Source organism: Paenalcaligenes sp. DL 309, from assembly GCF_057475285.1.
Genome location: NZ_JBYBKW010000005.1, coordinates 14497 through 28159, shown reverse-complemented (window position 1 = coordinate 28159; position 13663 = coordinate 14497). Strand labels below are relative to the sequence as shown.

Annotated in this window: 14 protein-coding genes; 5 read left to right on the top strand and 9 right to left on the bottom strand. The window is 43.0% G+C overall.

The annotated features are described in order from the left end of the window. Window positions 1-34 precede the first annotated feature (34 nt). The 9 genes from AC2UZJ_RS07805 to AC2UZJ_RS07765 all read right to left on the bottom strand — a co-directional run bounded on the left by AC2UZJ_RS07805 (window position 35) and on the right by AC2UZJ_RS07765 (window position 6971). Window positions 35-2437 carry a VirB4 family type IV secretion/conjugal transfer ATPase gene (locus AC2UZJ_RS07805; RefSeq protein ID WP_486949583.1) on the bottom strand — a complete coding sequence of 801 codons (2403 nt, stop codon included), beginning with the start codon at window positions 2435-2437 and terminating at the stop codon, window positions 35-37. Next, the gene (locus AC2UZJ_RS07800; protein WP_486949582.1) at window positions 2346-2768 is read right to left on the bottom strand and encodes a VirB3 family type IV secretion system protein; all 423 of its coding nucleotides are present in this window, start codon (window positions 2766-2768) and stop codon (window positions 2346-2348) included. The genes AC2UZJ_RS07805 and AC2UZJ_RS07800 overlap by 92 nt, the downstream gene beginning before the upstream one ends. After that, window positions 2768-3085: a hypothetical protein gene (locus AC2UZJ_RS07795; protein WP_486949581.1), complete on the bottom strand. Its 318-nt coding sequence runs from the start codon at window positions 3083-3085 to the stop codon at window positions 2768-2770. The genes AC2UZJ_RS07800 and AC2UZJ_RS07795 overlap by 1 nt, the downstream gene beginning before the upstream one ends. 67 nt (window positions 3086-3152) lie before the next feature. Beyond that, window positions 3153-3887, bottom strand: a complete 735-nt coding sequence (locus AC2UZJ_RS07790) for a lytic transglycosylase domain-containing protein (RefSeq protein ID WP_486949580.1) — start codon at window positions 3885-3887, stop codon at window positions 3153-3155. Beyond that, window positions 3884-4264: a hypothetical protein gene (locus AC2UZJ_RS07785; protein WP_486949579.1), complete on the bottom strand. Its 381-nt coding sequence runs from the start codon at window positions 4262-4264 to the stop codon at window positions 3884-3886. The genes AC2UZJ_RS07790 and AC2UZJ_RS07785 overlap by 4 nt, the downstream gene beginning before the upstream one ends. Further along, window positions 4248-4823 carry a TrbM/KikA/MpfK family conjugal transfer protein gene (locus tag AC2UZJ_RS07780; protein WP_486949578.1) on the bottom strand — a complete coding sequence of 192 codons (576 nt, stop codon included), beginning with the start codon at window positions 4821-4823 and terminating at the stop codon, window positions 4248-4250. Before AC2UZJ_RS07780 ends, AC2UZJ_RS07785 begins: the two co-directional genes overlap by 17 nt. Window position 4824: 1 nt before the next feature. Continuing rightward, the gene (locus AC2UZJ_RS07775) at window positions 4825-5565 is read right to left on the bottom strand and encodes a nucleotide-binding protein (RefSeq protein ID WP_486949577.1); all 741 of its coding nucleotides are present in this window, start codon (window positions 5563-5565) and stop codon (window positions 4825-4827) included. 15 nt (window positions 5566-5580) lie between these two features. Further along, window positions 5581-5703: a hypothetical protein gene (locus tag AC2UZJ_RS07770; RefSeq protein ID WP_486949576.1), complete on the bottom strand. Its 123-nt coding sequence runs from the start codon at window positions 5701-5703 to the stop codon at window positions 5581-5583. Window positions 5704-6278: 575 nt separating this feature from the next. Next, complete coding sequence (locus AC2UZJ_RS07765) at window positions 6279-6971, bottom strand: S24 family peptidase (protein ID WP_486949575.1); 693 nt, start codon at window positions 6969-6971, stop codon at window positions 6279-6281. Between the two features lie 310 nt (window positions 6972-7281). On the opposite strand from AC2UZJ_RS07765, the gene AC2UZJ_RS07760 reads away from it, so the two are divergent. From AC2UZJ_RS07760 to brxC, 5 genes are all read left to right on the top strand, one after another. Continuing rightward, window positions 7282-8028: a helix-turn-helix domain-containing protein gene (locus tag AC2UZJ_RS07760; RefSeq protein ID WP_486949574.1), complete on the top strand. Its 747-nt coding sequence runs from the start codon at window positions 7282-7284 to the stop codon at window positions 8026-8028. After that, window positions 8025-8618, top strand: coding sequence for a DUF6475 domain-containing protein (locus tag AC2UZJ_RS07755; protein ID WP_486949573.1), 594 nt, complete (start codon window positions 8025-8027; stop codon window positions 8616-8618). The genes AC2UZJ_RS07760 and AC2UZJ_RS07755 overlap by 4 nt, the downstream gene beginning before the upstream one ends. Before the next feature lie 138 nt (window positions 8619-8756). Beyond that, on the top strand, window positions 8757-9359 hold the full coding sequence (locus tag AC2UZJ_RS07750) for a DUF1819 family protein (protein ID WP_486949572.1): 603 nt from the start codon (window positions 8757-8759) through the stop codon (window positions 9357-9359). A 4-nt stretch (window positions 9360-9363) separates the two neighbouring features. Next, a complete protein-coding gene (locus AC2UZJ_RS07745) occupies window positions 9364-9939 on the top strand; it encodes a DUF1788 domain-containing protein (RefSeq protein WP_486949571.1) in 576 nt (191 codons plus the stop codon). Window positions 9940-9965: 26 nt separating this feature from the next. Further along, on the top strand, window positions 9966-13649 hold the full coding sequence (gene brxC / locus AC2UZJ_RS07740) for a BREX system P-loop protein BrxC (protein ID WP_486949570.1): 3684 nt from the start codon (window positions 9966-9968) through the stop codon (window positions 13647-13649). Window positions 13650-13663: the final 14 nt, after the last annotated feature.

The window sequence follows — 13663 nt, the reverse complement described above, 5'->3', positions numbered from 1 at the left end:
ACTTCAGTCTGGCTAGCAATGCACAAGGCTTAGCCTAATTTCTCATGCGACGCCATCTTGCTTGGATTTGTTCTTTAAATAAAGGGTACCATTCGTTTGGAGTGGCAGCAGGCATACGTGCTAACAGCTCATCTAGAATGGTAATATTTGATGAATCACCCGATAACACCGCCATCTCTTCAGCAAAACCATGTAGGTGCAATTTAGCAAAAGCGGATTGGCGTGACTGCTTGATAAGAAACTGACGGCTATCAAGCGACAGTTTCACTAACTCCTCATATTCTTTGCTTGTTAATCCGCATAATTGATACCCACCTTCATACTTGGCATCCGGGTTTGGCAAGAAGATTTTAGTCGGCGTTTGTTGAACAATAGCAGGAAAAATATCGCTGGCAATCGCATCCTCAGGACTTTGACTGGTCAAAATAATCCACCCACCAAGCTTTCGATCTGTTTTTAATATCTTTAAGATTAACTCTTTGGTGGCCTCAAAGCGTAATGGCCACCAAAACTCCTCCACTACGGTCACCATAATGCCACCTGCTCTAGCTACACTTTTCAGCATTAAGCTACGTAAGTAAAACAAGTAGAGCAACACGGGCTCCGTTGGTGTATAGCCCTCTTTTAAAATCTCAGTCAGATCAAAACCGATTTTATAAAACTCCGCTGGATTAAATAGATTGACTGGATTATCTAAGCACCAGGCATAACGCCCATCTTCACTACGACACCACTTAGCCAAACGGGTCCGTAAGGCATTTTCGCCAGCAGAAAAAGGAATACTTTCTAATAAAGTACTGAAATTACGGTGTTTAAAATCAATACTCGTAAATAGCGTGTCTACCGCCACTTTGATCTGCTTTTCTTCTTCGTCAGTGACTCGCCCATTTTCATTTTGACCACATACCCCTACTAACTGATAAATAAGTTCGCGCGTTTCAGTAGTATCAGACAGTTGAAAAGGGTTAAGCCCTGTAGGTACTCCCGCATTCAACTTAAAATAACTACCACCAATGGCTTGAATGAAAATCTGTAGCCCGGCATCCAAATCCAAAGCGAATAAATAAGGCTCAAATCGTTGAGAAAAACTCAGCAATGTGGTTTCTAAGGTGGTTTTGCCTGTACTGGTAGCCCCTAAAATTAGGGTATGCCCAGCCAGACTCTCACCTAGGTTGTCTTCTTTAGGGTTACTGAAATGAAAATTGAAATCATAAATACCATTAGAGATGGTTTGTAGAGGGATAACCGCACTGCCATCACCGATAGGATTGCCATGAGTCTTGCCGTGGCTGTATGTGTGCATGCCAAAAGTGGTCGCTAAGTTAACCGTAGTTTTAGGTACGCTTCTGGGTTTCTTTTTTGCTCCAGGTACCTGACTGAAATACGTAATAGGAGCAGAAAAACTCGCCTTCTTAAAACCAAAACCTCCTGCATCTAAAAACCGCGTGTAGGCCATAGCTCCATAGTTCGCTGCCTCCTTAGGCGTATCGCCATACACGATTAAGGCAGCATGATAGTCTCCAAACATAAGCTCTCCTGTAGTGATGGCTCCTTTGCCTTCCATTAATTCGTTGTGCTGCTGGTGCGCTTGATCTCCTACTGAATGCAGGTTGTTTAACTGCTTATTAATAATTTGTTGAATTTCGTAGTTTTGAATGTAAACAAAACTTTGAGTTAACGTGAACTCAAAAGGAAGATCTAAAATACCCGTTAAAATTTTGGGTTTCGATACACCAAAATCTTTCAGATCATAAGCTGTAGCGTATTTAGTAGCGCTAGGTGCTCGAATCTCAATCATATCTGCACCAAAATGCAAATCTGCGTGACCCAGTGTTTCAGCGATGTTTACTGAACTCAAAGGCACGGCACCTTGCTCATAGTTGATCAGACTGCCAAAGAACTCAAACACCTCTGAGAAAACCACCTCTTTTTCATTTTTATAAGCACTTAACACATACGGATCATATGACTGCAAACCAGATAACAAGGTATCAATTAACTCCTCAGCCTCTTTGATACCATCTTCAAAATCGTCATATTTAATGACTACACTAAGATAAAAAAACGTATCAAAAAATTGCCCTTCTTCAAATCGCTGTAAATACTTCTGCGCAAACTGCTGACAAAAGACATTATCAAAATGGTAATGGCGATCAAATCTACGTTTTTTCCGTTGAAGCGTAGTCCACAGCCCTAAGCGGTTACCTAACGTTTTACCTATACCTGCCAACAACAAAGCCAACTGATGAAAGCGTGCATAAATATGCGCTTCATTTTCTGACTCAAAGGAAATGCCCTCACAACGGATGACAAAGCCTAAGTAGCCATCTTGGTAATGAATGAGGTTAGGTGTAACGTGTTGGGATATTTTCGGTAGAAAATCCGATTGAGCCGCTTGACGCTTGAGCGCATTGCTCAAAAAATCGCTGATAATCATTTAATTTCTTCCCGTAATGAGTACCTAAAATCGTACTGGTATGATTAAAAAGCCGCGCATTACGTCTGTAGAAAAAACAGTAAATCTCATAGCCCAAAACAAATAAGGCTTGATCATCGGCTTTAGAAATGGTTTTCATTAAAAAAACAAAAGGAATGGGTAGCACCATTAAAAATAGAGCTTTACCTCCCATAAAAGTAAATAAAAACATCGTTAGAACTAAGGAGCCACCTACTAAAGCCGCCAAAGGAACTAGAGGCACACCGAAGACCAGTGCAGCACGTCCTAACGCGTTATAGGTGGGAAAGGCTTGCGTTTTATCAGTCATCATTAAAAGCTAATCCCTTGCCCTGCAGTAAAGATCCAGGTCGCTGCAGCTACCGCAGCCCCTGCACCAAAGATCCACAAGCAGGCGCTCAGTACATCACCCCATGTTTTACGCCCCATAAAACCTTCCGCTAACTGCCAAAGCAATGCGATAGTGGCCACCACACCCACAATAATCACAATGCCATCACGGATATTCTCCATCATGCTTTGAGCCTGAGTAGCAAAACCACCACCCATTTGGGCAAAAGCAGCGTGAGCAACTAAAAACTGAGTCATTACAACGACCCACCCCATTTTCACTTTAGTAACTACCTTCATATGACTTCCTTTTGAAAATAAAAAAACCACTTTAAAAAGTGGTCTTCTTTTAATAAAACGATGATTTTCACCAGTCGCCAAACGCATCCCAAGCCGCTAGTTTTTCTGATTTATTAGGCTGATTAACAGCAACTTCTTTATGTGACGGTGATTGAGTTTTGCCACTTAGCTTAGCTGTTTGAATTGTTGCTTTAGCGGGGCTAGTTGCATCAACGTCAATGGCTGGCACCTCTGTCACAATTTTCTGCTCTGAGGTGTTTTTTCGTGCCGCTGCTTTAATACGTTCCACATAGGATGGCAGCCCAGGGAAATCTTCAGTGAAGCCTGTTTTGAAATTACCGGAGTAATAACAGCTCAGTGCTTTTTGTAAAGCCTCCTGCGGTGAGCCTTTGGCTCGTGAATAGCACTCTGACAAGATCTCTGCTCCTGTCTTCAAATTCACACAAGGATCAAACACCGTGTCATAACTCAAACCAAACCTCGCTAAGTTCTTTTTATTAATCTGTGCCAACCCCAAGCTAAAGTTCTTACCTTCCGCATGTAACGCTTTAGCGACTGCAATTGCATCTGCTAAGTTTTTAGGTTGCTTTACCGCTCCGTCCACCACACCAATGGCATAAGGATTGAAATGACTCTCCGTTCTCGCTATGGCTTGTAGCGTATCCATATGCACCTGTGGCGCACATTGCTGAGCAAGAGTATTAAAGCCAATCGTTTCAGCATCTACTGACTCTGAATCTGCATAAGCGGTAAAGGGTATAAGTAAACTCACTCCTAAGTACGTTATAACCAAGCGTTTCATAACATCCTCGCCAAAATAAAAACTTGCAGTAAAAGCATCAGAGCGAAGCCTAAACCAATCCACTTATGACCTTGCTTGTACTGTTCTCGCACCTGCTCCTTAACCTCCTTACGCACTGAGCGCTGAGTATGGGTAATAAGATCTAAGCGTATATGCTGCTTTTGCTGCTCTAAGGCTTCATACACCTCATGAATACGTTGAAAGCGCTGATCCAAGCTAATAAAAAATGCCTTTTCATGATTTCTAAGCACTTCGGTCTGTCCCTCATAGCGCTGAGAAATATATAGCAGCACGGCCACAATAGGATCATCTGCCGAGAGTTTCAGCCCACAGCTTTGGAACACTTCATTGATAATGTCCTCAGTGTCTTTGCTCATGATGATCCACCGTTATCCATCGACCACCTGTTTCTGGATTACCTACGTATTGAGTTTTTTCCAAAATAGTGAGGCTATTTTCCTCATAGGCCTGACAATAAGTCGGCTTTTTATTGTCAATAACGTAATAGCTCACTTCATAGCAATGGTCTCTATCTGAGCCATCCCCCAAACTACATTCACGTTTTGTTTTTCGAACGCGTAGCCGTTGATTTAAAAACGCCGCATCACAGCGACCCGCACCCTGTGCAATATCATTAATTAATGCCGGCATATTGGCCATATCTGTGCTGCTAGAGGCAGGGCATAGTCCTAAAAATGCTTTACGTGCATTAATTGTTTTACTCCAATTAAACACGCCTTTACGATAGCGTTTAATATCAAAATAATGATGTAATGCGGGGGAACACTCTGAAGGACGTACCGAAGAAGATAAGCATAAAACTGCTTCACATGCTAAGCGCGTCTCCCCTGTTAGTTCTTCTGCTTGCGAATGGTTAAACATAAAAAAAGCCGCCAAGGGCAGCAATATATATTTTTTCATCTCATTTTTATTCATCCTACCCTCCTTCCAGTGCTGTAAAAACACGCTGCTCAGCTAACTGCTCAAACACATCTCGCTGCACCTTTTTTAAGCGTTGCTTAGGCATTAAGGTAAAATCAGAAGACTGCATCACCTCTTGAAACGTCAAATGATTAGCTGTCATCTTTAAGATGTCGCGACCGTAAGTGTCAGGATTGTAATTAGGCAGTTCAATCACACCGGCAATTTGTTCAGCATTGTTTTTAGCAATATTCCACTGTTCAAAACTCTTACCCTGTGTTTCTACTCGACCCCAATAATGGTTAAGCCACACCACGACCTCACATGGGAAATCCGTCAAGACCGTATTTAATCCCGTAAGCGTATCTGGCAAACCTTGGCCTGCTTGTAGTGGTACATGAATGACCACCTGAACGCCTTCCTCTTGTAAAAGCGGCACCACTTCGTTTTCACGCATATAAGACATTAACGGAACAAAAGTACTAGCTCCGTTATCAATCACCGCGATCCCTTCATGCTGCATTACCGTTTCTATCAACGCATCAAAACGACTTGCATCTATATTTTTATGTTCCGTTAAAATATTAATCGGCTGGACCTGTAATAGCTGGTAGCGACTAAAGGTTTGGTTGACTGGATCCGTATCAAAACAAAGTACCTCCGTTTGATAACGCTGCAGATATTGCGTTAATAAGGCCGCAATAAATGACTTACCAACTCCCCCTTTACCCTGCAATACAAAATGTACGGCTCTCATTATTTTTCCTAAAAATTACAAAAAACTCATAAATAATTGAAAATCACTCATGCTCATCATGGGCAAGGTAAAGGCGCGTTGGCTATCTACTGCTTCTCGAAAATTAGAAGCCAAAACAATAATTTCATGTGGACTCATCTCTTTTCTCCTGTGGGTTAAAACAATCGACTTTGGTTAAAAAGCTATTTATTCCACAACTCACTAACCAAAGTTTCCTTGGCGACTAAGGCCAAGGAACTTATCGCAGTCTCATTCCTGCTGTCACACTGCTTACGCTGTTTCGACGTCTGTTTTATTTTTCGCCTATTTCAGCCACCGTTTATCCTCACGGCCACAGTGATCAAAGGCTAACCATCGTCATAGTTAGATATCGACTCGGATATTAATCGGAGCAAGGCGTTACACCTTCGGCTATTTGGTTGTGGCTGCCCGATGGATGCCACTGCATATCGCTTTGCCTATGGAAGACAAAGGGTCTGCTTCACTAGCACGACTGCTAGTTATATCTACACATTGTTAAAGAACATCGCCGCTGATCTAATACGATCAATTGGCGTACATTCATTAAACAACATGTTTAATTAAATATCAACACTATGTTTATAGATAGGCAGCAAAAACTACACACTAAGTTGTTAAATAATGTATCTAAGTCCTATAGGTAATAAAAAAGCCACCTAGAAAAGGTGGCTGAAAATGGAGAGTAAAAAATTTTACATAGTGCTAAAGCGTTTGAAATCCATAGGTAACGCCCTTATGACCTTACCAATAATACGGGTACGCTCTGGCTTTTCATCCCACTTCCAAGACGGATAAGCGGTGTTATCAGAACTCACAACTAAATCTGAAGCAACAAGGGAAATACGTTTACAGACGACTTCCTCACCATGAAGCAATAAGTAAATAGACTCACCTACGTACTCATTTACTAAAACATCAACAAACAATAAATCTTCTGGATTGATAGTAGGCACCATGGAATCATTGACCGCCACAATTATTTTTATGTTGTCATTCTTATTGGTGGAGCCAATGATGCGGCTAGCTACCTCCATAGGCATGCTAATGCTTGAAATAATTTCAGGATAATCACTATTAATAAACCCATCCCCACAGGCTGCAGCGGCATCAAACAAATCGAACTTTGCCTGCTCACCCAGTAAAGCACGCTCAGAAATAAACATGGGGCCTTGGTTTTCCATCACCCAAGTGGCATTGATCCCTTGCTCCATCTGCGCTTTAAGTAAGCCCTCTTTGGAAGGCCCACGACTCTCCCAATTGTGCACAATTTGTTGCGACACATTTAACAAACGCGCCACTCCCACTTGGTCTTGGGAGGAGCTAATTTTTCCTAAGCGGTAGGCAGCGCTATAGAGACGCTGCATCTTTTCATCCATTTTTTTCATACTTCTATTTTTCCACTAAAGGACAACAGCATGTTAAACGTATTGTTGACTTAATTATAAACACCATGTTTAATGGGTTTATGTAAACCACTACTCTCACGACTATGAAAAAAGCAGAAGCTCTTATCAATGAATTAGGCGGCCCATCACGAGTTGCCAGAAAACTAGGGATTTATCCTACAGGTGTAGCTCGAGTCTCTAATTGGAAAAAGCGAGGCATACCCGCTCACGTGTACCTACAGTATCCCCATATTTTTAAAAAGTACCCTGCTTACGAAGTATGCAGTGATGTGAATAAAAAAGGTAGGTTATGAGTACTATTATCATGAATTACTGCTGGCCATTGCAAGGAATGACTGTCACGCAGAAAGCCGTATTGATCTCATTAGCCGATAATGCTAACGATGACGGCGTGTGCTGGCCATCAGTGGAAAAGATTGCACAGCGCACTTGTCTATCTGTGCGTGCGGTACGTAATGCCATTAAATGGCTAGAAGAAAACCAGTTATTACAAAAAACAGAGCGCTATGGCCGCTCCAATATTTACACCATTACCCCGGCATATTATGCACCCCTGCAGGAAGTGCAGCCCTGCACCTTAAGACCTCAACCCCGGCATTTGGAGCACCCCACCCCGGCACCAGATGCAGTGGGGTCTGCAGATGCTGCACCCAGAACCATAAAGAACCACCAAAGAACCGTAAGGGAACCATCAACTACGCAGAAGGTGGATCTCCCCGACTGGCTGCCTGAAGAATCCTGGCAACGTTGGGATCGTTTCAGAAAGCGCGTCAGCGGTAAGGCATGGACTACAGATGCAAAACAGCTATCCATAGAAACGTTAAATGATCTTTTGCAAAACGGCAGTGATCCAACCGCATGCATCAAACAAAGCATAGAACGCGGCTGGACGGGTCTGTTTCCCATCAAAAGCTTTAACAATAACAAAACTAACATCAAACAAAATCCGTCGTTAAACCGCCAAGAAGCCCTTGAAGCCCATAACCAACAAGTGGCAATGGAATGGATCAAAAAAATGCAGGAGGCTGAACAATGAACCCAAATCAAACCCAAGTGTTTTCTGAATTGATTACGGCCGTCCACGCCTTTTACCGCCGCGATATTAGTGAGTACGCCGTACAAATCTGGTGGAACGCCATGCGCCCGTATGATTTTGAAGCGGTAAAGCACGCCATCAACCGGCACTGCGTAAACCCTGACAACGGCCAATTCTGCCCTATGCCTGCCGACATCGTAAAGCTTTTGCAAGGCTCTACCCGCGACAGCGCCCTACTGGCCTGGTCCAAGGTGGATAAAGCCTTACGACACATCGGCACCTACCGCAGCGTCGCCTTTGATGACCCGATTATTCATCTGGTACTACAAGACATGGGCGGCTGGATCGCCTTAGGTAATAAAACCGAAAAGGACTGGCCTTTTGTGGCAAAGGAGTTTGAGAATAGGTATAGGGGGTATAAACAGCGAGAAGACGTTGAGGCTCCGAAATGGCTAACTGGCATTGCAGAATGTGAGAATAGTGTGAATGGGTTTGAGGAAGAGGAGGTGGTGCTGATTGGGGATGAGAGGGAGGCTAGGAAGGTTGTTAGTGCAAAGCTAAATAGTAAGAACTCTGAGTGCTTAATGTAGTGAAAAAATGGACTCAGGCGCTGAGAGCATAAATCAATATACGGTAACAAGCATTATGGGGTGCTAATCTAAGTTTGGAAAACAGCATCTTCCAACTACAATAATAAGTTAACTATCCACCATTCACAAATAATTATAATGACCACCTTCCGCTATAACTCCGATCTCACCAGCGGCTCGCTACAAACCAGAGAGTGCCGCATTATTGCTGGTTTGCTGCTCCAAGAGCTTGATGAGGTAGCATGGGATAAAGCCATGTATGAGGAAAATGTGCTTCAGAAACGCACACAGTCTACGGTGAGGCGTATTTCTTCAGCGCTTAGAAAGCGCTTAGCGCATCTAAGTCCTGGCTTTTGGAAAGCATTACGAGATGGGGATGATGAGTTAGCGACGCAAGTGGCTTTTTCTGCTGCGCTTGCTCATAACCTATTACTGGTAGAGTTTGTGGAAACAGTGATTAAGGATGCTTTTATAACGCATGCGGAACAAATCGCCGCTTGGCAGTGGCACGACTTTTTAGACGATCGTGCGCAGCGTGATCCCAACTTATTAACGCTCAGTGAGCAAACACGAGAAAAAATGCGGTCTACTGCCTTTCGTATGTTGGCCGAAGTGGGACTATTAGAAAGTACGCGTTCACTGGTATTGCGCCCTATTAAGGTAAGGCCTGAGCTACGTAAACTCGCTGAGCAGCAAGGGCTAGAGCGATTAATTAACTGTATTAATGTAGCAAGGGATTAGTGTTATGAATGACGTTTTAAATCAGCGTTTAAATCAAATACCAGAAAAGATAACCAGCGAAACCTTTCTGCAAAGTAAGGGCTTGGGTAATGAACTGGGTTTTTGGGTTTTTGACTATGCGCCAGAGGATGAACTACAAATAAGGGAGTACATTCATTTTCTAGAGAACACTTTTGATAAAAAGCACGCCAAAATCAAAATAAAAACAATAAATCTGCTACAAGTAACAAAAGACTACTTAGATACACGAGGTTTTACGGATAAAGCCATCAAGATACAGCAGCAAAAAGGCGATGCTAGTTTATTAAAAGCCCTCAGAGGCCCTTTAAACCTAGCTCGTTTTGGGCCTTACCTAGTGGAGAGCACTCAGGCCTTAGAGCAGGATATTGTAATTTTATACGGCGTAGGCTCTGTGTGGCCCTTATTACGCGCCCATGATTTATTAAACAACCTGCATGCTGTGCTAGATAAAACGCCTTTAATTCTGTTTTATCCCGGTTATTATTCAGGCCAAAACTTACGCTTATTTAATAAGCTACCAAGCAATAATTACTATCGTGCCTTCAAGCTAGTACCCTAATTATTATTTATTAAAAAATCACTGTAATGACTATTCAACATATTTTCTCCAAACCCTTAGAACGCCCAATCAATGGCGTGGTTAAAGCAGATCAAGCGGATGATGCTACGGTATATCAGGAGCTTGATGAGTATGTCATCACCAAAGAGCTAGAGCGTCATTTCCGTGATTTTTTTAATGCCTATAAAACCGCCCATAATGACCCCTCTTTAGCGAATCGTATGGGGGTCTGGATTAGTGGGTTTTTTGGTTCTGGAAAATCTCATTTCCTTAAAGTGCTCTCTTATCTACTAGGGAATATTGAAGCGCGGGATGCCAGTGGTAGCACAAAACAAGCTATCGATTTCTTTGATGCCAATAAAGTTGAGGACCCCATTACTAGAGCTGATATTACACAAGCAGCGCAATATACTACTGATGTTATTCTTTTTAATATTGACAGCAAAGCCAGCAGTAATGATGATGGCAACCCCATCTTAAATGTATTTTTACGAGTATTTAATGAGCACTTAGGCTTTAGTGGTGATAGCCCGCATATTGCCCACATGGAGCGTTATCTAAACCAACGTGGGATTTATCAAGCTTTTAAAGAGGCATTTAAAGAAAGCAGTGGCTCATCGTGGGAAGAGGAGCGAGATGCGCCCCACTTCTATCAAGATGATATTGAAGCTGCGCTTTCTAAAGCCTTAGACATCTCACTGGACGCAGCAAATAAATGGTTTGAAAATGCCGAAGAAGATTTTTCTGTTTCTGTAGAGAATTTTTGTAAATGGGTAAAAGAGCATCTAGACTCAAAACCGGCTAATCACCGCGTTTTATTTTTGGTGGACGAGGTTGGGCAATTTATTGGGCAAGACAGTAAACTCATGCTCAACATTCAAACCATCACAGAAAACTTAGGCACCATCTGTAATGGTAGAGCCTGGATTATTGTAACCTCTCAAGCCGATATGGATGCAGTGATTGGGGATTTGTCTGCCAGTAAAGCCAATGATTTCTCTAAAATTACGGGGCGCTTTACCACTAGACTTTCATTGTCTAGCTCAAACACCGATGAGGTCATTCAAAAACGCTTATTACGTAAAACTGATGCCGCTGAAGAGCAGTTAAAAATTATTTGGCAAGAAAAAGGCGATATCTTACGTAATCAAATTAACTTTGATAAGTCTGGTCCTACGCTTAAAAACTATGACGAAGTAGATACTTTTGTCGCCCACTACCCGTTCATCCCTTATCAGTTTCAATTAGTACAAAAAGTCTTTGAACAGGTGCGTAAAGTGGGGGCTTCTGGTGCCCATCTGGCCTATGGAGAGCGTTCCATGTTAGATGCTTTCCAAATGGCTGCCTTATCTATAAAAGATAAGCCCGTAGGTGCGCTTATCCCTATGCATAGTTTTTACAGTGCTATTGAGGGGTTTTTAGATACCACCGTTAAACGTACCATTGATCAAGCACGTGAAAACACCAGCTTAGAAGCCATTGATGTACGCATTTTACGTACCTTATTTATGATTCGCTATGTGGATCTGATCAAAGGCACACTAGATAACTTAGTTACCCTCAGTTTGACGGAAATAGACCAAGACAAGCTCGCCTTACGCCAGAAAATTGAAGCCAGCTTACTGCGCTTAGAGAAAGAAAGCTTAATTATTCGTAACGGCGAAGAGTACTTATTTCTTACCAACGAAGAGCGTGATATTAGTCGTCAAATTAAAGCGGTAGACATTACAAGTTCAGAAGAAAACCGCGCCCTGTCGGATTTGCTCTTTAAAGACGTACTCAAAGACAAAAATAAATACCGTTACCCAGAAAACAAGACTGACTACAGCATTGGGCGCTTTTTAGATGGTCATACCGTAGATGGCCGCCATGAGCATGCCTTAAAGGTTGAGTTTATTAGCCCCTTAGATCCTGATTATGAGGCGTACACTGAGGCCGCTTGCATCAACAAAAGTAGTGAAGCACAGGGTTCTGCGTTATTTAAGCTGCCTGATAATAGCGATTTTTATACTGAGTTACGCACGTGGTTACGTACAAACCGCTTTATTCGTCTTAACGATGACACCAGCCAAGTAGAGCTAAGCCGTATCTTGGCAGATAGGGGCCGTGAAAACTTAGAGCGTAAAAAGCGCTTAAACTTTCTTTTAGAAGAAATGGTAGAGCAAGCTAACAGCTATGCACTGGGGCAAATACTGCATCATAAATCAACGAATATCAATATGCAGTTCGATGAGGCTTGTAGATACATTTTAGAAAACACCTACACCAAGCTGAACTACTTGCAGGTACTTCAAGACAACCCCGATTTAGAGCTGCGCGCCTTGCTGCAAAGCGATGATATAGCTCAGGCAGGCTTAGAGTTAGATGGTGAAGAAGGAAATGCCGCTGCATTGAGAGAAATGGATGAGTTTATTAAGCTACGCACTACGGGTGATGCTCGTCTAGCGGTTACTGAACTCATTGATCGATTCAGTCAGCGCCCGTATGGCTGGCCTGATGGGGAAATCCTTTTATTAATCACTCGCCTAGCCGTAGCAGATCGCATTGTGTTCCATGCTCATGGTAGTCCGGTAAGTATGCCACTAGCCGAAGCGTATGAGCCATTAACAAACAGCCGTAAGCGCCGTGAGCTCATTATTCAAAGAAAGCGTCAAACTGATGAACAGTTGCTAAAGCAGGCACGTGAGTTGTCGCGTGAGCTATTTAGTCAGCTGGGACCACAAAATGAAAAAGACCTCTTTGAGTTTTACAAAACCAACTTTCAGGTTTGGCTTAACAACCTAGAAAGATACCTAAATCAAATGGCGGTAAGCCACTTTCCAGGTAAAGAGCTGGCTGAACCAGCTAAAAAGCAATTACAGCGTCTACTAGCCCTCCCCTCCAGTGTGGATTTCTTTACGGCGCTAGTTGATAACAAAGCGGATTATTTAGACCTTGAAGAAGATTACCGAGATCTACATGAGTTTTTTGAGAACCAGCAGCCCATATGGAATGCACTCTTAGATGCGCTACGCGCATTTACCATCAATAAGGTGGCCTTAGTGAAGGTGGAGTCCGCAAAGAAAGCGTTAACTGAGTTAGAGCATATTGCTGCTCTTCCTACTCCCTACAGCGTATTGCATACCACGCCGCAGCTGATTGAAACGGTACAAGCGGTTCAGCAAAATTTGATACAAGAGAAACGTGAGCATGCTCTCACACGCCTAGAACAGAAAACAGCCCAGCTTAACTATGAAATTAGCAATACGGGCTTAAGCTCGGCAGATATCAGTAATCAAGTACTAAGGCCCTTACACGAGCTTAAAGAGCAGATTGCTAACGAAAGCAGTATTGCGCAAATCTATCTGGCCCAAACGCAGACGGCAGATGATTTGCTGCACAACAGCTTAGAGCTATTAAGAACGTATGCCGAAGCTGAGCTAGAGAGACAACAACAACGAGAAGCGACAGCTGCAGCCGCTACTACAGCAACTACAACCTCCGCTCCAAGCCCTACAAACTCCGGCCCAGCCGCCGCTGAAAGCCCTGTCACAAAACCAACTGTTATCGCCCCAAAGCCTGTGTTCCAAGTGTCTTCTGTAGACGTATTTAGTGCGCTCAGACAAGGTATGTATATAGAGACCACGGAAGAAATGGATCAGTTTATTGACGCGCTCAAGGCAAAACTGAAATCGGCAATTGAAGACGGTAAACGAGTGCAAATTCGCTAAGCCAGCGGTAAGGA